Origin of the sequence: Halomonas sp. SCS19 (assembly GCF_040147015.1) — a bacterium.
Classification (GTDB): domain Bacteria; phylum Pseudomonadota; class Gammaproteobacteria; order Pseudomonadales; family Halomonadaceae; genus Halomonas; species Halomonas litopenaei.
The window spans coordinates 4,498,658-4,519,427 of sequence record NZ_JAMSHN010000001.1 but is presented as its reverse complement, the minus strand read 5'-3'; the positions used below and the strand labels follow the sequence as shown (position 1 = coordinate 4,519,427).

At 64.3% G+C, this 20,770-nt stretch carries 15 protein-coding genes; 6 read left to right on the top strand and 9 right to left on the bottom strand.

Annotated features, from left to right (window positions below; translation table 11 throughout):
* Window position 1: 1 nt before the first annotated feature.
* Window positions 2–568, bottom strand: a complete 567-nt coding sequence (locus tag NFH97_RS19620; RefSeq protein WP_349625405.1) for a Fe-Mn family superoxide dismutase — start codon at window positions 566–568, stop codon at window positions 2–4.
* Window positions 569–802: 234 nt separating this feature from the next.
* Here NFH97_RS19620 and NFH97_RS19615 point away from each other — a divergent pair, with 234 nt between their 5' ends.
* The 3 genes from NFH97_RS19615 to tamB are packed head-to-tail and all read left to right on the top strand — an operon-like array spanning window position 803 to window position 7,708.
* Window positions 803–1,672 carry a hypothetical protein gene (locus tag NFH97_RS19615; protein ID WP_146164684.1) on the top strand — a complete coding sequence of 290 codons (870 nt, stop codon included), beginning with the start codon at window positions 803–805 and terminating at the stop codon, window positions 1,670–1,672.
* A 32-nt stretch (window positions 1,673–1,704) separates the two neighbouring features.
* On the top strand, window positions 1,705–3,585 hold the full coding sequence (gene tamA / locus NFH97_RS19610) for an autotransporter assembly complex protein TamA (protein WP_222516815.1): 1,881 nt from the start codon (window positions 1,705–1,707) through the stop codon (window positions 3,583–3,585).
* A 34-nt stretch (window positions 3,586–3,619) separates the two neighbouring features.
* Window positions 3,620–7,708, top strand: a complete 4,089-nt coding sequence (gene tamB / locus NFH97_RS19605; protein WP_349625404.1) for an autotransporter assembly complex protein TamB — start codon at window positions 3,620–3,622, stop codon at window positions 7,706–7,708.
* 127 nt (window positions 7,709–7,835) lie between these two features.
* On the opposite strand, the gene NFH97_RS19600 is transcribed toward tamB, so the two are convergent.
* The 8 genes from NFH97_RS19600 to can form a co-directional block, all read right to left on the bottom strand.
* Entirely contained in the window at window positions 7,836–8,882 is a 1,047-nt protein-coding gene (locus NFH97_RS19600) for a hydrolase (protein WP_349625403.1), read from the bottom strand.
* A 30-nt stretch (window positions 8,883–8,912) separates the two neighbouring features.
* A complete protein-coding gene (locus tag NFH97_RS19595; RefSeq protein WP_349625402.1) occupies window positions 8,913–9,842 on the bottom strand; it encodes a LysR family transcriptional regulator in 930 nt (309 codons plus the stop codon).
* A 108-nt stretch (window positions 9,843–9,950) separates the two neighbouring features.
* Window positions 9,951–10,979 (bottom strand): ABC transporter ATP-binding protein, encoded by a 1,029-nt coding sequence (locus NFH97_RS19590; RefSeq protein WP_045992090.1) that lies wholly within the window; start codon window positions 10,977–10,979, stop codon window positions 9,951–9,953.
* Between the two features lie 65 nt (window positions 10,980–11,044).
* Entirely contained in the window at window positions 11,045–12,067 is a 1,023-nt protein-coding gene (locus NFH97_RS19585; RefSeq protein ID WP_108133615.1) for an ABC transporter ATP-binding protein, read from the bottom strand.
* A gap of 10 nt (window positions 12,068–12,077) precedes the next feature.
* A complete protein-coding gene (locus NFH97_RS19580) occupies window positions 12,078–13,019 on the bottom strand; it encodes an ABC transporter permease (protein WP_045992061.1) in 942 nt (313 codons plus the stop codon).
* Window positions 13,016–14,062: an ABC transporter permease gene (locus tag NFH97_RS19575; RefSeq protein WP_045992062.1), complete on the bottom strand. Its 1,047-nt coding sequence runs from the start codon at window positions 14,060–14,062 to the stop codon at window positions 13,016–13,018. The genes NFH97_RS19580 and NFH97_RS19575 overlap by 4 nt, the downstream gene beginning before the upstream one ends.
* A 104-nt stretch (window positions 14,063–14,166) precedes the next feature.
* Entirely contained in the window at window positions 14,167–15,738 is a 1,572-nt protein-coding gene (locus tag NFH97_RS19570) for an ABC transporter substrate-binding protein (RefSeq protein WP_108133617.1), read from the bottom strand.
* Between the two features lie 397 nt (window positions 15,739–16,135).
* Complete coding sequence (can, locus tag NFH97_RS19565; protein WP_108133618.1) at window positions 16,136–16,783, bottom strand: carbonate dehydratase; 648 nt, start codon at window positions 16,781–16,783, stop codon at window positions 16,136–16,138.
* Window positions 16,784–17,005: 222 nt separating this feature from the next.
* Here can and gorA point away from each other — a divergent pair, with 222 nt between their 5' ends.
* From gorA to ectB, 3 genes are all read left to right on the top strand, one after another.
* Window positions 17,006–18,367 carry a glutathione-disulfide reductase gene (gene gorA, locus NFH97_RS19560; protein WP_349625401.1) on the top strand — a complete coding sequence of 454 codons (1,362 nt, stop codon included), beginning with the start codon at window positions 17,006–17,008 and terminating at the stop codon, window positions 18,365–18,367.
* Between the two features lie 322 nt (window positions 18,368–18,689).
* Entirely contained in the window at window positions 18,690–19,268 is a 579-nt protein-coding gene (gene ectA, locus NFH97_RS19555; protein ID WP_045992066.1) for a diaminobutyrate acetyltransferase, read from the top strand.
* A gap of 85 nt (window positions 19,269–19,353) precedes the next feature.
* Window positions 19,354–20,619, top strand: a complete 1,266-nt coding sequence (gene ectB / locus NFH97_RS19550) for a diaminobutyrate--2-oxoglutarate transaminase (RefSeq protein ID WP_045992067.1) — start codon at window positions 19,354–19,356, stop codon at window positions 20,617–20,619.
* The last annotated feature ends 151 nt before the right edge of the window (window positions 20,620–20,770 follow it).

Below are 20,770 nucleotides of genomic sequence, written 5' to 3'. Positions count from 1 at the left end.
GTCAATGACAGTCGCCGAGATTCTGGGCGACAAAGTCCCAGTGAATCAGCGGCCAGAGTTGCTCAACCGGAGACTTTCCACAGCCAAGATCCATGACCAGCAGCGGCCTGCCCGATGCGGCATCAAGCCGCTGGCCACGCGCACTGATCGTCAGGCTCATGCCACGGTTGGAGTGCAGCAGCCACAGCCAGCCTGGCCGCCGGTTCCCTTGCTCCTGTTCGTTTTCGACCCGCCCGTGCATCGCCTCTCTCAATCCTGTAAAGGAACCGAACGTCTGTGTCAGTTCCTCGTTCAGTCGACCCTCCGGTGCTGTCGGGCGCGGTAACAGGCAGTGCCAGAACAGGGTAAGGTTCCAGGCTTCGACCGCATGTTCGAGCACCTCACCATGGGCCTTTGACATTACGTCCTCGAGGGACCTCGTAGCCGTGCCTGAGCCGCTCGCCCAATGATTGAGCGCTGTCAGATGACGTTGATGGTCCCCCTGATAGCGATCCTCGACCCAGGCCTTCGAGAGGTAGGGTTCCAGTTGGTGGCTATCGAAGGGCAGCGCAGGCAATTCAAGGATCATGGGGACTCCGGGGTCGTGAACGTCATGGTGAAGCGAGGTATGGCAGGTGCCCCACAGCAAGGCGTTGATCGGGATAGCGCTAACGCGTTATCCGTCTGCCGTGCGTAAATATGGTAAAAAACCTTACACTATCAGCCAACTTTGGCCGCCAAGGCCCGTGGCACGTGATCGGCCCTGAGCCAGCGATGTCATCCGGTGCCACAGTGCCACACGCTGAACCGCAAGGAGAGTTTCATGGGGCATCCACCGGAAGTCGGCCGTCCGGGCGCTATCGTACCCGATCCAGGAGAGAGTGTATCCGCCGCTCGCTATCGCCGGCCCCCGGCGCCTAGACTTTGGCCGCTATGGCTACTGGTGCTGTTGATTATCTGTGCAGTGGGGGCTGCTGGCTGGCTGGCCTGGCAGGAACGTCAGCGGCTCGAGGGTGAGCTGACCCGCTTGAGGGGGGAGTTGTCCAACATTCATGCGCGGTTCGATGCCGAGCAGGGAGAAGGGGACCTGGTGGCGGACATCCAGCGTCGAGTGGCCGAACTCGAACAGCGGGACGATGCCCTGGCCCAGCGACTCGAGTCGACCGCCGAGGATATAAGAAACACTGTTTCCGAACAGGCACAGACAACGCTGGACCAACACAGCAACAACGCCGACACTCTGCAGGATGTCGAAGAGCGTATCGCCTCCATCGCCGATACGCTGGCGGCGACACGCACATCGCTGGGTGCCGTTGAACGAGCCGGCGACAATGCCCGAGGTGCCCTGGAGGCTCGCATGGACCGCTTCGATGATGCCCGCGAGTCCTTTGCCGGCCGGTTGGGGTCGCTGACCACCAGGGTCGATGAGGTGGTAACGCGCCTGGATACCCGGCTGGGGCAGCTGTTGCCGCGGTTCGACACCCTGGAGCAGCGGCTTGCCTCCCTGGACGAGGACGTTGAAGGCCTGCGCCAATCGCGCCAAGATGGTGCGGAGGAACGTCGCGCAATGGAAGCCAGGCTCGAGCAGCGCCTGGATGCGCTGGATGACAGCGCCCGGTCGCTTGGCGCCGATCTTCGCGAACTGCGTCAGTCCCAGCTCGCGTTCAGCGCCCAACTGGAGGCGCTGCGTTGATCCAGCACCCACGTCAGGAAAGCCAGTCTATTATGGAAAATCGCGTTCCCGCTCGTTCGGGTCTGGGTCCGTTCGTCCGTCGATCAGGGGCCGCCCTTTGCCTGGTCTCGGTGTCGGTGCCGGCCCTGGGCATGGATGCCGAGATCGTCGGTATCGAAGGGGATATGGCCAACAATGTCGAGGTCTACCTGCAGGGGCTCGACGGCAGCCAGTATCGTGTGGAGCGGCTGCGCAACGAGGTGGTTCGACTGACCCAGGAGGCGATGCGAGTCTACGGCTACTATGAACCGCAGATCGAGATGCGTTTCGACCGCGATGACGAGCCCCAGGAGGTCTTCCTCACCATCGACAAGGGGGAGCCGGTCAAGCTGGAAGTGATCGATTTCACCCTGGAGGGCGACGCCCGCGATGACGCCCCCTTTCAGTTGGCGATCGACGCCTATCCGCAAGAGGAAGGCGACATCCTCAAACACGCCCCCTACGAGAGTCTCAAGGGTAGGCTGCAGGGCCTGACCGTGGAGCGAGGCTACTTCGATTGGCAGTTCACCGATGAGCGCATGGAAATTCGCCCCTGGGCCAACAGCGCCCGGCTGTACTTGGGCATGGACAGCGGGCCGCGCTATCGCTTCGGCAGGGTCAATTTCAAGGGCCATCACATCGTCGAGGAACGCCTGCGCAATCTGGTGCCCTTCGACTACGGCGATCCTTACCTGGCAAGCGACGTCGCCGAACTCAACAACCAGTTGAGCGAGACCGAATGGTTCGGCTCGCTGACGGTACGCCCCCGCCTGGAACGCCAGAAGGGCTCCCTGGCGCTGCCCGAGAACGACAATTGGTGGTACTCGGTGGACGTCGCGGAGATCCCGACGCCGTACCAGGGGCCGCGGATCAGCCGCGACGCTCTGGCGGTGGCGCTTGGACTGTATCCACCGGAATTCCCGACCATGCCGATCGATGTCAGCGTGACGCCGGCGGATCGTCACCAGTTCGAGGCGGGTATCGGCTTCGCCACCGATGTGGGGCCGCGCCTGCAGTTCTCCTGGGAGCAGCCCTGGGTCAACCGCTACGGCCATAGCTGGACCAATCAGCTATATCTGTCGGCACCGGATCAGCAGTTCAGCGGCACCTACAAGATCCCGCTGGAGGATCCGCTCAACGATAGCTACCGACTGCAGTACGGGCTGCGCCAGCAGGACATCGAGGACACCGAAAGCTTCGAGAGTACTGTCGATTTTGGTCGGCACTGGGTGTTCGAGAATGACTGGGAGCAGACGGTCTATCTGCGCGCCACCTACGAGGACTTTACCCAGGGGGAGCAGTCCGATCAGGTGCTGCTGCTTTATCCCGGGGTAAGCTGGTCGCGTACCCGTACGCGCAACCCTCAGTTTCCCACCTGGGGCGATCGTCAGAATCTCGAGCTGCAGTACTCCAGCGATGCCTGGGGCTCTGATGCCGAGTTCTTCCGCATGACCGGCGATACCGCCTGGATCCGCAAGTTGGGTGACGACAACCGCTTTATCGGCCGACTGGGTGTCGGCGCGATCAATACCGACGATTTCGAGAAGATTCCCCCTTCGCTTCGCTTCTTTACCGGTGGTGACTCCAGCGTGCGTGGCTACAGCTACGAGTCGCTGTCGCCGGAAGACGAGAACGGCGACCTGGAAGGCGGTCAGCACGAGTTCACCGCCAGCGTCGAGGCCCAGCGCCGGATCACCGGCAAGTGGTGGGGCGCGGCCTTCTTCGATGTCGGTGACGCCTTCTCCGAGTGGTGGCCGGGCGACCTGAACAAGGGCGCGGGTCTGGGCGTGCGCTGGATTTCTCCGGTCGGCCCGATCCGCTTCGATGTCGCCCATCCCTTCGATGACGAAGACGACAATTTCCGGCTGCACTTCGCCATCGGGCCCGAGTTTTGAACCCGATGCCGCTGGCCCCTGACACGAGGCTTCAATGAGAAAAGGACGCGCCCTGTGGGCCCTGACACGTCTGCTGATCTGGCTGCCGTTGACCCTGGTTGGCCTGGTGCTGCTGATTGGCGGCCTGGTGCTGAGTCCCTGGGGCACCCGAATGGCGCTGGATCAGGGCCAGCGCATGGGCTTTCTCGAGTACGAGGCGGTCGAAGGCGCGCTGCTCGACACCTTTGCGCTGGATGGCTTTCGCATGGAGATGGGCAGCCTGCGGCTGTCGGTGGACGCGTTGTCGCTGTCCTGGGCAGAGGACTGCGTTCTTGATGGCCGGCTGTGTCTTGATTACCTGAGGGTGTCGGGTACCGACGTACGCCTGGGCGAGAGCGAAGCCGCGGAGGAGCCTCCCGTAGAACCCGAGCCGACCAGCGCCGAGCCGGGGCCCCTGGCGCTGCCGTTTCCCGTCGAGATCCGTGAACTGGCGGTCGAGGACGTCGCCGTGCAACTAGCCGACGGCACTCGACTGGCCTGGGACAGCTTCACCACCGCGGCGGTGGCCGAGGGCGATACCCTTAGCGTTCGACCTACGCGCCTGGCGGGTCTTCATCTGACCCTGCCGTTGACGCCCGGCGCCATGCTGGCCCTGAGCGACGCCGAACACGAAGGGCCCATCGTCAGCGCCGAGGCCATCGACGCCGCCATCGCGGTGCGCTCGCCGTTGCCGAGCGAGGCCGCCGCCGAGATGGAAGGGGCCGCAGCCAAGGCCGATGACATCCCGCTGGGTGAGCGTGAGCGTCTGGTGCTGCCCGAGGTCACCTTGCCACTGGCCATTGAAGTACCCGAGCTGGTGGTCGAGGACACCACCGTCGACGGTGCCTTCGACTACCACGTCGAGCGTCTGGACCTGAGTCTCGATGCCCGCGGCCAGACCGTTACCATCGAGCCCCTGGCGGTGGCCTCCGCCGATGCCGACGCCGAGCTCCAGGCCCGCGCCACGTTGAGCGGCGACTACCCGCTGGAGCTCAATTTTGCCGCCGATCTGTACCTGCCGGAAATCTTCCCGGCGCTGTCCGGCGAGCGGGTCGAGCTGAGTGCAGCCGGCAGTCTGGCCGACCTGGAAATCGACCTGAAGACCTCGGGCCCGGTGGACACCCACCTGGTCGCCCGACTCGACGCCCTCGACCCCACGTTGCCCTTCAGCGCCACCTTCCAGAGCCCCAGACTGCAATGGCCGCTGCCTGGCATGGACAGCCCCCTGCCTGAAGGCATCGAAGAGACTGGCGAGGTGAGCGACGCCGAGACAAGCGCACCAGACAATGCTGAAGCTGGCAATGCCACCGCTGCCACGGCCGAGGTGGAGCCGTGGATCGCCCGCGATCTGGATCTCGCCATCGAGGGTTCCCTGACCGGCTATACGCTGCAACTGGCCCTGGCCGCCGAGGGACCGGATGTACCGCCAACCACCCTGGCCCTTCAGGGCCAGGGGGATCTTTCACAGTTTGCCTGGGCGCCGCTTGAGGTCGCACCGGAGGGCGCCGGCGCTCTCAGCACCGAGGGACGTGTCGACTGGTCTGACGGCGTCTCGGTGGAGGCGGCAGCGACCCTCACGGGCCTTAATCCGGAACCCTTCGTCGAAGGGCTCGCGGGGGATATCGACGGCACCCTGCAGGTGGCGTTCACCCAGACCGATGAGGGTTGGCGGGTGGAGGTGCCGGCGCTGGATATCGAGGGTACCCTCGATGGCCGACCGCTGTCGCTGGAGGCCCAACTCGCCGGCAACAGCAATATGCAATGGGACATCGACAGCCTCGATTTCCGCCAGGGCGACAATCGCATCCAGGCCGTCGGCCAGGTCAGCGAGTCCAACCTCGACGTCGACGCCGAGATATCACTGCCGGACATGGCGAGCCTGTATCCGGGGCTTGCCGGCCAGCTATCCGGTGACATCACGGCCAGCGGCAGCCTCCAGGCGCCCCAGCTTGACCTTGCCTTGAACGGCAGCGGGGTGGCGTTTGAGGAGAATCGCGTCGGCGAGCTGTCGCTGTCCGGCCGTGTGGCCGGTATCGACGACCCCGAGCTCGATATCGGTCTTGAGGCAAGACAGGTCGAAGCCGGTGGCCAGCGATTCTCCGATATCGCCCTGGATCTCGATGGGCGGCTGTCGGATCACCGCCTTGAGCTCACCGTGGAGGGCAGCGAGGAGGGGCCACTCAACCGTCTGGTGCTGGCCCTTGACGGGGCCATGAACGAGGCCCGCGACCGCTATAAGGGAACCCTGTCGCCGCTGGAAGTCACGCTGCCCCAGGGCGATATCGCCCTCGATGATCCGCTGAGTTTCGAGGCCGACCTGGCCGCGGGGTCGGTCCAGGCCGAGCCTTTCTGCCTGGCACGTCGCCAGGGCGGCGCCGTGTGCATCAGTGAGCCGCTGAGCGCCTCGGCGGACGCCGGTTCGCTGACCCTCGAGATCAATGAGCTACCCATGGACCTGGTCAACGAGGCCTTGCCTCAGGGCTGGGCCATCGACGGCGACACCGGCGCTCGTGTCGTCGCTGGCTGGTCGGCCGGCGGCAGTCGCTGGCAGGCCGACGTCCAGGTCGACAGCGAGGTCAGCGTGACCGGCGAGGACGCCTATGGCCAGCCTTGGTCGGTGCCTGCCACCAGCATGTCGCTCAGTGCAGACGCCAGCGAGGCCCGCATCGACATGGACCTGGCGCTGTCACTGGCCCAGAGCGGCGATATCGACCTGGCCCTGGCCATCGACGATCCCATGGGACGCGGTGGCCTGGACGGCACCCTGACCATTACCGACGTGCGCCTGGCACCCTATCAGCCATTGGCGGCCGGCCTCGATGAACTCGAGGGCAGTCTTGGCGGCACCATCCGTATCGCCGGAACCCGTGAAGCGCCCGATCTCAGTGGCGACATCAGTCTGACCGGGCTCAGGGTCCACGGTGGTGATATCCCCCTGGCGGTCACCGATGGTCGGCTGGATATCGCGCTGTCCGGCGACAGCGCGCGGATTTCCGGCCATGTGGACGCCGAGGAAGGGCGCCTGAATATCACCGGTGACGCCGCCTGGCCTGACGGTAGCTGGGAGGCCAACATGGCGCTGTCCGCGGTGCAGGATCCGCTGCTCGCCGCCATGCCGGCCTTCGGCAAGCTGAAGCTGGCCCCGGACCTGACCATCACCGCCAACCCCTCGCGACTGCGGGTACGTGGCGAGGTGCGGATCCCCTGGGCCAGGCTCAAGGTCGGTGACGTTCCGGCGTCCGCGGTCACCCCGAGCGGTGACGAGATCATCATCACCCGCGAGATGGACGAGGAGGCCAAGGAGGCCGAACGGCGTGCCCAGGAAGACCCGGTAGGAGAGTCCACTGCCGAGGCCATGGCCGAGGCGGGCATGGCCATCGACATCCGCGTACGGCTGCTGCTGGGACCCGACATGCGCCTGAGCGCCTACGGTCTGCAGACCGAGCTGGAAGGGGATCTGGAGGTGCGCCAGAACAACGGGCCACTGCAGTTGTTCGGCGACGTCAGCCTGGTCGATGGCCGCTTCCGCGCCTACGGCCAGGATCTGCAGATTCGCCAGGGCAAGCTGATCTTCGCCGGCCCGCCGAGTCTGCCGACGCTGGACTTCGAAGCCATCCGTAACCCGGCCAGCACCGAAGACGGAGTGATCGCCGGTCTCAAGGTCACCGGTACCGCCAGCCAGCCGGATCTGGAGATCTTCTCCGAGCCGTCGATGGACGAGTCTCGGGCGCTGTCCTACGTGCTGCGCGGCCGGGCGCCGGATGACAGCGGCGACTCCAGCGGCGCCCTGACCTCGGCGCTGATCGGCCTGACCCTGGGCAAGACCGGGGGGGCGGTAGGCGCCATGGGTGAGGCCTTCGGCATCCAGGACCTGTCGCTGGATACCTCCGGCAGTGGCGAGAGCAGTCAGGTGGTGGTCAGCGGCCGTCTTACCGACCGTCTGGAGGTGGGCTACGGCGTCGGCATCTTCTCGCCCATCGCCGAGCTGACCCTGACCTACCAGCTGTGGCGGAGCCTCTACCTGGAAGCGGTCTCCGGCGCCGCCCAGGCGGTGGACCTGATCTACACCTGGAGCCTGCCGGGAGATCCTCCGGAACTGCAGTGACCAAGCGCGTAGCACAGCACGCAACACACCGCGTAAACCACAAGAGCCCCGGCCATGGCCGGGGCTCTTGTGTGATGATGCGTGACAGTGCTTGATCTGACTTGCCCTTGCATGAGCAGGAGCCATGTCATTGCTGGTCCAGCGACAATTCCTGCAGGTAGCGCGCCAGCCGTCGGCCAAGCCAAGGGCGAGGGCGGCGAGGGCCTGGCTCCATGAAGCCGACATGGCCGCCGCGTTCGGCGACTTCCAGGGTCACCAGCGGCGAGCGAGCCGGGAAGCGCTCGATCAGGTCGGCCGGCATGAAAGGATCGTCACGGGCATGCAGCATCAGGGTCGGAACGGCCACCCGATCGAGCACCGGGCCGCTGGAGGCACGGGCATAGTAGTCATCGGCGTCCCGGAAGCCGTGCATCGGCGCCGTGATGACGTCGTCGTAGTCGCGCAGGCGCTTCAGCCGGCGCACCTGCTCGACGCTGACCTTAAGGGAAAGCTCGCCGCGTTCGAGCCGGGGTATCACCTTGCGCTTGAGCGAGGCCAGCAGGTGGCGTTCGTAGACCCGCGAAAAACCCTCGCCCAGGCGCTGGGCGCAGGCCGCCAGATCCAGCGGCGCGCTGATCACCACCGCGGCGTCGACCCCCAACGAGTTTGCGTCCTCTTCGGCGACCAACCGAAGCAGCATATTGCCCCCCAGCGACACGCCACCGGCGACCTTGGCTGCCTCGGGATAGCGATCGCCCAGTACCTCAAGCAATACCCTGGCGTCGCCGGTATCGCCGCTGTGGTAAGCGCGCGGCAAGCGGTTGGGGCGTGAGCCACAGCCACGGAAGTGCATCAGCAAGGCCCGATAGCCCTGGTCTCTGGCCGCCGCCAGCAGATCGTGGGCGTAGGGCGAGGTGATTCCCCCCTCGAGGCCATGGAACAGCACGAACAGCGGGGCGCTCTGGTCATCGGGTTCCGGCAGCACCCAGCTAAGCTCCACCTCGTCACCGTCGGGCAGGTCGAGAAATTCCTGCCGCCAGTCCACCTCCGCGGGACGAAGTACCCTCGGCAGCAGCGTCTGGACATGCGGATTGGACAGCCAGCGAGCGGCACGAAAGCCGTCCGGTGTTGCTGCATCCGCGCGAAGGCCCGAGGAGGCAGGGGACAAGCTTGAACGGGCGTCAGGCTGGGGCAAGGCTAGGTCTCCGCTGGGTGGTCGGGGGCATCATGGTTGACCCTCGGCGTCGAGGGCGTGAGCACACAGCTCCTGCCAGGCGGCGTCGACCGCCGCGCGACGGGTCGAGAGGTGGCGATACAGGCGAATATCGAAGGACACCGTCCAGCGTGGCGGTCCTGCCGCCACCAGCGCGCCGGAGGCCAGCGCCTCGCCCAGGCTGCGCTCGGGCAACCAGCCCAGGCCATAGCCCAGCGCGACCAGTTCTCGGATATTGCCGCTCTGTACGCTCTCGTTGAGCACCGTCAGGGTAGGGGCGTCGCCGAGTCGGTCCAGGTGGGAGCGGATGGCGGCATCGATCATGCCCCGGGGATGATAGGCGATCAACGGCAGGGCGCGCCCCTTGCCGCCTTCCAGCGCAAAGCGAGGCTGGCCGCTGGCATCCGGCAGGCACACCGGCATAAAGCGCTCGCGGCCGATGACGCAGTAATCGGTGTCCTCGTTGGCCAGTTCCAGCGGATTGCCGCTGGTCGGCCAGTAGCACAGGGCAAGGTCGATCTCGCCGGAGGCAAGCCCCTGGAAATAGTCGCCCACCAGCCAGGCCGTGGCACGCAGGTAGGGCTGCAGCGGCGGTGGCGATTGCCATCCGCTGAGCCACTGGGGCAGGAACTGCGCCAGCAGGCTCTGGGGTGCCCCCAGGCGTAGCTGTCCAGCCTGTTCCTCGGCCATCTGGGCCAGTCGCTGGCGGGTCAGGTCGACCCGCCGGGTGACGTCGTGACACATGGCGAGGAAAGCCTCGCCGGCCGGCGTCAGCGACAGCGGCAGGGTCTGACGGTTGATCAGGGTGGTGCCCATCTCCTCTTCGAGCAGCTTGATGCGCCGGGAGAAGGTGGGCTGAGTCACGTTCTGTTCTTCGGCGGCACGGGAAAAATGACGCGTGCGGGCCAAGGCGAGAAAGTCTTCCAGCCAACGTATTTCCATGGAAGTGTCACCTGTCCTGCGAAACGTCGATTGTGCCAGATAACCCGACGCCGGGCGTACCCGGCGTCGGCGTGTTGCAGGTGAAGGCGATGGAGGTCAAGGCAGCGGTCAAGACAGACGACCTTCCTCGACACCATGACAGGCGACCTGGCCGCCCTCGTCGGTGGCGATCAGACGGGGAATCTCCCGGCGGCAGCGCTCGTTGGCGTGGGGGCAGCGCCCGTGGAACACGCAGCCCGAGGGCAGGTTCACCGGGGTCGGCACCTCGCCCTGCAGACGCAGGTGCTGGGGACGGTCGTCCTCCAGGCGTGGAATCGCCGACATCAGCGCCTGGGTGTAGGGGTGACGCGGGCGGGCGAACAGCGTCGCCGTGGGCGCCACCTCGCACACGCGGCCCAGGTACATCACCGCCACCCGGGTACCGAAATGCTCCACCACCGCCAGGTCGTGGGTGATGAACAGGTAGGTGAGATGGTGCTCGCGCTGGGCTTCCATCAACAGGTTCAGCACCTGGGCCTGGATCGACACGTCCAGCGCCGAAATCGGCTCGTCGGCGACGATGAATTCCGGATCCACCGCCAGCGCTCGGGCGATGGCGATACGCTGTCGCTGGCCACCGGAGAACTCGTGGCCGTAGCGCGAGCCCCAGTCCGGGGCGATACCCACCGAGCTCATCACCTCGTGGACCTTGTCGACGACCTGCTGTGGCTTCCAGTCCGGGTGGTGAAGGCGGATCGGCTCTTCCAGCGTCTGCTGGATTGTCATGCGCGGATTGAGCGAGGCGTAGGGGTTCTGGAAGATCATCTGCATGCGCTGACGGAAAGGCAGCAATGCTTTCGAATCGAGATGATCGATACGCTCGCCGTCGTAATGGATCTCGCCGGCGCTGGGCCGCAGCAGGCCCATTACGGTACGCGCTACCGTCGACTTGCCGCAGCCGGATTCGCCCACCACGCACAGCGACTCCCCGCGGCGGATGTCCAGGTCGACCCCATTGATCGCGTGCACGTGCTGTTGCTCGCGCACGATACGACCACGCCGGAACTTGAGCTGCTCGAGGAAATCCCCGGACAGTGAAAAGCGCTTTTCCAGTCCGCGGATCTCGAGCAGGCTGTCGCCTCCAGCGGCAGGGTTCATGTCGGCGGGGCCGTCCTGCTGAATCGGCTCGGTCGGCGGTTTGACGGCTGCCTGAGTGGTCTGGCTCATGAGTTGTCCTCCCTGGCCACGATGCGTTCGGCATCCTGCATCTCGGCGACCATATGGCAGGCCACCTCACAGTTGCCGGAGCGCACGAAGGCCGGTACCTCGGTCTTGCAGGGTGTCCGTTCGCTGCCGTCGTGGCGCTGGGTAAAGTCGCAGCGCGGATGAAACGGACAGCCGCTGGGGAGCTGGCTCAACGACGGCATGCTGCCACGTATCTGGTTGAGCCGCTCGCCCGGGGTCGCCATCTGGGGCAGGGCGTTGATCAACCCTTGGGTGTAGGGATGCTGGGGATCATTGATGATCTCTCGGGTCGGGCCCTGCTCGATCACCCGTCCGGCGTACATCACCAGCATGCGCTGGGTCACCTGGCTGACCACGCCGAGATCGTGGGTGATCAGGATCAGGCCGACGTTGTGCTTCTCGCACAGTTCCAGCAACAGCGCCATGATCTCCGCCTGAATGGTCACATCCAGGGCGGTGGTGGGCTCGTCGGCGATGATGATATCCGGGTCGAGCAGCAGCGCGATGGCGATGATGATGCGCTGACGCATGCCGCCGGACAGCTCATGGGGATACTGGTCCAGGCGCTTTTCCGGCGACGGGATCTGCACCTGCTCGAGCTTGCGCAGCGAGATCGCGCGGGCTTCCTTGCTGGAGATACGGCGGTGGGCCTTGAGGCATTCCACCATCTGCTCACCGATGGACAGCACCGGATTGAGCGTCATCATCGGATCCTGGAAGATCATCGAGATGCGGTGGCCGCGCACCTTGCGCAGGGCGCGCTCGCCGAGCCCGGTCAGTTCCTGGCCATCGAAGGTGATGCTGCCACCGGCGATATAGCCCGGCTTGGCTATCAGATTCAGCAGGCTGAAGGCGGCGACCGACTTGCCGGCGCCGGATTCGCCCACGATGCCCAGACGCTCGCCACGATCCAGGCTGAACGACACATCGCGCAGTGCCTTCACGTCGCCCTGTCGCAGGGCGAAGCGCACGTCGAGGTGATTGACGTCGAGTAGTGCCATGATGTCTACCTCAGCCCTTGTACAGTCGTGGATTGAGCACGTCGCGCAGCCAGTCGCCGAGCAGGTTGATCACCAGCACCAGCACCACCAGCACCAGGCCCGGAATCAGGGTGATCCACCAGGAACCGGACTGGATGTAGTCGAAGCCGGACTTGATCAACGAGCCCAGCGACGGCTGGGTCTCGGGCATGCCGAGGCCGAGAAACGACAGCGCCGCCTCGGAAATGATGGCGTTGGCCACCTGCACGGTGGAGATGACGAAGATCGGCGACAGGGTGTTGGGCAGGATGTGACGGAACATGATCCGCCGGCTGCGCAGGCCCATCACCCGGGCGGCGTCGACGTACTCCTTGGAGCGCTCTGCCAGCACCGAGGCACGCACGGTACGGGCGTACTGGGGCCATTCGGCCAGGCCGATGATCAGCACCAGCAGCCACATGGCATAGTCGGAGTAGGTGGCGCCGCCGAAGATCGCCTTGAACAGGGCGCCCACCACGATGGCCACCATCAACGTCGAGAACGACAGCTGGATATCTGCCAGGCGCATCAGAAAGGCGTCGACGCGCCCACCCAGATAGCCCGCCAGCAAACCGAAGCACACCCCCAGGGTGGCCTGCAGCGCCACGGCGCCGAAGCCGATGACCAGCGACACCCGCATGCCGTAGAGGATGGTCGAGAGCAGGTCGCGCCCCTGGGAATCGGTACCCATCAGGTACTGGGGGTCGGCGCCGTCGATCCAGAACGGCGGCAGCTCGGATGCAAGGATGTCGATCTGGGCCAGGTCGTAGGGATCGGCCGGCGCAAGCCAAGGCGCCAGCAGCGCGGCCAGGACCATCACCACGAAGATCAGAAGACTGGTCTGGGCGATCAGGTCGCGTTTGAAACTGTACAAGAGGTAGGAGTCGCGAAACCGCTCCCACCGGCTGCTCGTCGCAGTGCTCTGGGTGCTCATGCGGGCTTACCTGTCAGCTTGACGGTGGGATTGACCAGGCCATAGATCAAGTCGACCAGGGTGTTGGTGATCACGAAGATCAGGCCGACGATCATCAGGTAGGTCACGATCAGGGGGATGTCCGAGCGCTCGATGGCGTCGAGGAACATCAGGCCCATGCCGGGCCACTGGAACACCGTCTCGGTGAGGATGGTGTAGGCCACCAGGGTGCCGATCTGCACGCCGCCGACGGTGATGACCGGCAACATGGTGTTCTTCAGCGCGTGCAGGAAGTAGATGCGACGCATCGAGATGCCCTTGGCCCGGGCGAACTTGACGTACTCCGACTGCATCACCTCGAGCATCTCTGCGCGGATCAGGCGAATGAACAGCGGCAGCATGATCGAGGCCAGCGAGATGGCCGGCAGCACCAGGTAGGTCAGGCCTTCCAGCGAGGCGAAGTTGGTGGTCCAGGTGCCGAACACGTGGATAGGGTCGCCGCGACCGTAGGCCGGCATGCCGCCTTCGGTGGACAGCAGGCCGTTGAGCCAGGCGCCCCAGCCGGTATCGGCGGGGAAGGGCGTGAAGCTCACGCCGATGGCGAACAGCTGGATCAACACGATAGCGGTGAGAAACACCGGGATGGAGATGCCGATGATCGACACCCCCATGAAGAAACGGGACAGCCAGGCGCGGGGCTTGATCGCGCTGTAGACGCCGATCGGCACCGACAGGAAGATGATCAGGAGGGTCGAGGCGAATACCAGCTCCAGGGTCGCCGGCAGGTGTCGCAGGACCACCTCGGTAGTCGGCTCGTTGTAGATGTACGAATAGCCGAAGTCGAACTGGGCGGCGTTGACGGCGAAACGGAAGTACTGCACCAGGAAGGGATCGTTGAGCCCCAGTTCCTCGCGCAGCACCTCGCGCTCGCTCTCGGGCACCGACTGACCCACCATCTGCTGGATGGGATCACCCAGGTTGTCCTGGATGGCGAAGGCGATCACGCTGATGACAAACATCACCAGCAGCGCATGAAAGAGGCGCTTGATCAGAAATGCGATCATGGGGATTGTCCAGGGTACAGGCGCTCGACTCCGCGACCATGTCACGGAGCCGAGGCAGCTGCTGAATGGGAGCTTGCAGGCACCGCGCGGCGGTGCCTGTCGTCTTACTCTTCTTCGATGACCAGATCCCCGAGGTAGGGGAAGTTCATCACGTTGACCACCGGCTCGATGTCGACGTTGGCCGCCGAGGCCCAGGCCAGGTTCTGCCAGTGCAGCGGAATGAAGGCGGCATCGTCGTAGAGGCCCTGCTCGAGCTCACGCAGCATCTCGCCACGCTTCTCCAGATCCACCTCGAGGTTGGCGTCGACCATCAGCTGGTCGAGCTCCTCGTTGCAGTAGTTGCCGGCGTTGTACTGGCCGCCACCGCTGTCGGCATCCGGGCACTCGGTCAGGTACTGGTGGAAGTTGGCGGAGTCTTCGGTGTCGGAGTGCCAGCCGATCATCATCATGTCGGCGGCGCGGTCGTCGTACTCGCCCCAGTACTGGGCCTTGGGCAGGGTCTTCAGGTCCACCGTGACGTTGATCCGCGCCAGCATGGCGGCTACCGCCTGGGCGATCTTGGCGTCGTTCACGTAGCGGTTGTTGGGCGCCATCATGCTGACCGAGAAGCCGTCCTCATAGCCCGCTTCGGCCATCAGTTCCTTGGCCCGGTCGAGATCGAAACGCGGCTCGAGATCCGGGTTGTGGCCGGAGTAGCCCTCGGGCGAGAACTGGGCGGCCGGGGTGGCGAAGCCCTTCATCAGACGATCGGCGATGCCTTCCTGGTTGATCGCGTAGTTGAAGGCCTGGCGAACACGCGGGTCCTGGAAGGCCTCGACCCGCTCCTGGTTCATGTGGAACAGGATGATGCGGGTGCCCGACATGGTCACCAGATTGGTGTCCTCGTCGCTCTCGATGCGCTCCAGATCGTTGGGCGGTACCGGCGCGATGAAGTCGACGTCACCGGACAGCAGGGCGGCGACGCGGGTGGCGTTCTCGCCGATCGGGGTCAGGGTGATGGCGTCGACGTTGCCCGGCGACTCGCTGTCCCAGTAGTCATCGAAGCGTTCGAAGTCGACCCGAACGCCCTGCTGGCGGTTGGTCACCTGGAAGGGCCCGGTACCGGAGATGTTGCGCGAGGCGTAGGAGTTGCCGTTCTTGACGATCTCGTCCTTGGCCTTGCCGCCGTCGGTCTCGCCGGAATAGAACTGGCTGTCCATCGGGAAGATGTAGGTGGCCATGTTCAGCAGCAGCGGGTTGGGCCGCTTGGAGATGATCTCCACGGTGTGCTCATCGACCACGTTGACCGTCTCGATGGGCTCGAAGATCGCCTTGAAGTCCGGGCTGCGCTTGAGGCGCTCGACGGTCCAGGCGACGTCCTCGGCGGTGAAGGGGTTGCCGGAATGGAAGGTGACCCCTTCGCGCAGGCTGATGCGCATGGTGGTGTCGTCGACCTGCTCCCACTCGGTGGCGAGTCTGGGCTCGAACTCGAAGTCCTTGGTCCAGCGCACCAGCGGATCGAAGGCCATGTGCGACAGTTGCAGGATACCGCCGGAGAGCTGCTCATGGATGTCCAGCGACACCGGATCGGCGTCGTAGGCCATGCGCAGGGTGTTTTCGGCCAGTGCGGTCTGGGGCAGGGCAGCCGTCAGCATGGCGGCACCGAGGGCACCGGCCAGAAGGGTCTTCTTGAACATGGAAGGAGTTCCTGCTTGTTGAGGTTGTTGTAATTGCCAGTCGGGCGCCTTGGTCAATGTTGTAAGCGCCGGCTAGTCAATGTCCTGCATCAACATAGTGAGGTGTCGCGTTTAAACACAATCGAAATTGTGACAGCACCCATGCGAGGAACGAATATGGGCCAGGGGAGCGTGTCCTCAAGGGGCAGACAAGCGGTGAGCGACGAGAAGGTGGCGCAGACAGGAAAGCAAGGGAAAATAGAGGATCTGAGGTAGCCGGCGGAGGCGAGTGAGGTAACCGCAAGTGCAAGCGCCCCCGAACGCGATTCGGGGGCGCGAAAGGGCAATCGACACAGCGCCGAGGCGACAGCGGTGCCCAGGGTCGCCTGGCGGTCAATCGGTCAGTTCAGGCCAGCCGTCACTGCTGGGGCGGACAGACGCGATCGATACGATAGAGCTGGGCGACCTGGTCCAGGCCGTGCACGCTGCATTCCAGGTCGGTGACGCGACCGTCACTGAGGCCATAGACCCAGCCGTGCACCGACAGCGCCTGGCCGCGCTGCCAGGCACGCTGGACGATCTTGGTACGACACAGTGTCTTGACCTGAGACTGGACGTTGAGCTCGCACATGCGATCCACCTGCTCGTCCAACGGCAGATGCTCGAGTTCCGAGCGATGCATGCTGTAGAGCTCGCGTACGCTGTGCAACCAGTTGTCCACCATACCGTTCTCGCCGCCGGTGACCGCAGCGCGCACGCCGCCACAGTTGTAGTGGCCGACGATCATGATGTGACGTACCTTGAGCACGTCCACCGCGAACTGCACCACCGACAGGGCGTTCATGTCATTGTGGTAGAGCAGGTTGGCGACGTTACGGTGGACGAACACCTCACCCGGGGGAAGGTCGATGATCTGGTTGGCCGGCACGCGGCTGTCGGAACAACCGATCCACAGATACTCCGGGCTTTGCTGCTGAGCAAGGCGGGCAAAGAAATCAGGGTCTTCCTGGCAGATTCTGTCGGCCCAGGCCCGATTATTGGCGAGCAGATTGTCGATATCACTCATGAACTTTCCCCGTGCAAGCAGTGGATGGCTAAAGTGGTGCATGTTTTTACCCCCCTCGGTCAAGGTGGTCAAGCACCCTCCCGTGGTAGCCAGCCCGCTGGTATCATGGGAAGGTTTCCCATCCTGGTGGGCCTCGAGGCAGGTCCCTGGTAGGCCAGGCCCCTAATGATCCGAAAGCGGTCCCGACAACAAGGGCCCCAGCAACAGAATCAGGAGACGCAAGTGTCACAATTCGACTATGACCTCTTTGTCATCGGTGCCGGCTCCGGTGGTGTCCGCGCTGCCCGTACCGCGGCGGCAACCGGGGCCAGGGTGGCCGTCGCCGAGGATCGCTACCTCGGCGGTACCTGCGTCAACGTGGGCTGCGTGCCCAAGAAGCTCTACTCCTACGCCGCACACTTCCACGAGGCTTTCGACGACGCTCGCGGCTTCGGCTGGCAGCTCGACCAGGCGCCGAGCTTCGACTGGGCGACCCTGCGCGACAACAAGATCGGTGAGATCAAGCGACTCAACGGCATCTACGGCAAGCTGCTGGACAACGCCGGGGTACGCCTGATCAACGGTCGCGCCAAGGTGGTGGACGAACACCGTGTCGAGGTTGGCGGCGAGACCATCAGCGCCGAGAAGATCCTGGTGGCGGTGGGTGGCTGGCCCTGGGTGCCGCCGTTCCCCGGCAGCGAACTGGCCATGAACTCCAACCAGATCTTCGACCTGGACGAGTTTCCCAAGCGCTTTCTGGTGCTTGGCGGCGGCTATATCGCCGTGGAGTTCGCCAGCATCTTCAACGGCCTGGGCGCCGACGCCCACCTGCTGTATCGCGGCGAGCTGTTCCTGCGCGGCTTCGACCAGGAGGTGCGTGAGTTCACCCGCGACGAGATGGCCAAGAAGGGCGTCAACCTGCACTTCAACACCAACATCGAGTCCCTCGAGAAGGTCGAAGGCGGGATCAAGGCCACCCTGACCAATGGCGAGACCCTTGAGGTGGATGCGGTGCTGTCCGCCACCGGCCGCAAGCCGCATCTGGAAGGCCTGGGCCTGGACCAGCTCGACATCGCGCTCAACGAGAACGGCTCCATCCAGGTCAACGATCGCTTCGAGACCTCGGTGCCCTCGATCCTTGCGCTGGGTGACGTGACCGGCGGTCCTGAGCTGACGCCGGTGGCCCTGGCCGAGGCCATGCATCTGGTTGCACACCACTACGGTGACGCGCCCAAGGCGCCGATGAACTACGACAACATCGCCACTGCGGTGTTCTGCCATCCCAACATCGGCACCGTTGGCCTGTCCGAAGAGAAGGCCCGCGAGGTGTGCAAGGCGGTCCGCGTCTACAGCGCCGACTTCCGCCCCATGAAGCACACCCTGTCCGGCAGCGATGAACGCTGCCTGATGAAGCTGATCGTCGACGACGAAAGCGACGTGGTGGTAGGGGCGCACATGGTCGGCGAGGAGGCCGGCGAGGTGATCCAGGGCATCGCCATCGCGGTGCGTGCGGGCCTGACCAAGGCAGCTTTCGATGCCACCGTCGGCATCCACCCGACCGGCGCCGAAGAGTTTGTCACCATGCGCACGCCGACCCGTACCTGACGACGACAGTCAGAAACCGGCCGACGCCAGAAAGGGCACCTGTGGGTGCCCTTTTTTGTGGCCTTTTCTCGCCGATCCAAAAGGGCCGACTATACTGCTTCATGCGGACGAAATCGTCTCGTTGGAGAGGCAATCGATTACGCCAAAGGGATAGGGGAGGTGAGCGGCAGCGATCGCTCCGAGCCGCCATGAGACGTGGCCTGGCGCCGCTCGCATAATTTTTTTTTATACTTCCAGGGGTTAAGAATAATCCAGATTTTGAAATGTCATACTCGACTGTTATAATGGTTGTCCAAATTCGCTACAGCGAAGCATAACGAACATGACCGCAAGCACTGAGCCCTTCACACCATCAGCCGACCTCGCCAAGCCTACGGTGGCCGACGCGGTGGTGGGTCACGAAGCGGCGCCGCTGTTTATTCGCAAGTCCACTCCCGAGGATGGCTGGGGCATCTACGAGCTGGTCAAGTCCTGCCCGCCCCTGGACGTCAACTCCGCCTACGCCTACCTGTTGCTGGCCACCCAGTTCCGTGACAGTTGTGCCGTTGCCACCAACGAGGAAGGCGAGATCGTCGGTTTTGTCTCCGGCTACGTGAAGTCCAATGCTCCGGACACCTACTTTCTGTGGCAGGTCGCGGTGGGCGAGAAGGCCCGCGGTACCGGCCTGGCCCGGAGACTGGTCGAAGCCATACTGACCCGCCCTGAATTTGCCGAGGTCCACCACCTCGAGACCACCATCACACCGGATAACCAGGCTTCCTGGGGCTTGTTCCGCCGCCTGGCCGATCGCTGGCAGGCGCCGTTGAACAGCCGCGAGTACTTCTCTACCGACCAATTGGGTGGAGAGCACGATCCGGAAAACCTGGTACGCATCGGTCCCTTCGACACGACGCGTATCTAACGGCTTCCAGGGTGGTGACAGGGCGCCAGCGTCCGTCGCCACCGATACCCGATAACTTCCCCTACGAACCCGACAGGAGGTCGCAATGCAGACCCAGATCCTCGAACGCATGGAATCCGAAGTTCGTACCTATTCCCGTTCCTTTCCGGTGGTCTTCACCAAGGCGCAGAACGCTCGCCTGACCGACGAGGAAGGCCGCGAGTACATCGACTTTCTGGCCGGTGCCGGCACCTTGAACTACGGCCATAACAACCCGCACCTGAAGCAGGCGCTGGTCGACTACCTGGCCACCGACGGCATCATCCACGGTCTTGATTTCTGGACCGCCGCCAAGCGCGACTATCTGGAGACCCTGGAAGAGGTGATCCTCAAGCCGCGTGGTCTCGACTACAAGGTCCACCTCCCGGGGCCGACCGGCACCAATGCCGTCGAGGCTGCCATTCGCCTCGCTCGTGTGGCCAAGGGTCGTCACAACATCGTGACCTTCACCAATGGATTCCACGGCGTGACCATGGGGGCGCTGGCCACCACCGGCAACCGCAAGTTCCGCGAGGCGACCGGCGGTATTCCGACCCAGGGTGCAGCCTTCATGCCCTTCGATGGCTACATGGGTAGCGAGACCGATACCCTGGACTACTTCGAGAAGCTGCTCGGCGACAAGTCCGGTGGTCTCGACGTGCCCGCCGCGGTCATCGTCGAAACGGTCCAGGGCGAGGGCGGCATCAATGTGGCCGGCCTGGATTGGCTCAAGCGTCTCGAGGGCATCTGCCGCGACAATGACATCCTGCTGATCATCGATGATATCCAGGCGGGCTGCGGTCGTACCGGCAAGTTCTTCAGCTTCGAGCATGCCGGCATCACACCGGACATCGTCACCAACTCCAAGTCGCTGTCCGCACTCGGCCTGCCGTTCGCCCACGTGCTGATGCGCCCGGAGCTCGACAAGTGGAAGCCGGGTCAGTACAACGGTACCTTCCGTGGCTTCAACCTGGCCTTCGTCACCGCTACCGCTGCCATGCGCAAGTACTGGAGCGACGATACCTTCGAGCGTGACATCCAGCGCAAGGCGCGGATCGTGGAAGAGCGCTTTCAGAAGATCGCCGCCTGGCTTAGCGACAAGGGGTATCCGGCTTCCGAGCGTGGCCGCGGCCTGATGCGCGGCATCGACGTGGAAAGCGGCGATATCGCCGACAAGATCACCGCCAAGGCCTTCGAGAACGGCCTGGTGATCGAGACCAGTGGCCAGGACGGTGAGGTGGTCAAGTGCCTGTGTCCGCTGACCATCACCGACGAGGATCTGATCGAAGGTCTCGATATCCTCGAGCGCAGCACCCACGAGGCGCTAAGCTGAAACAGGATACGCCCGCAGGCTATCTGCGGGCAGGCGCCAGCAGCAAGGTGCCGCTGATCCTGCCCTGAGCAATATGTAAAGCGAGGGCTCGCCCTCGCTTTTTCTGCGGACGCCACCAGCGCTCGAAGCCTCGCACAGGGCCTTTCGATGC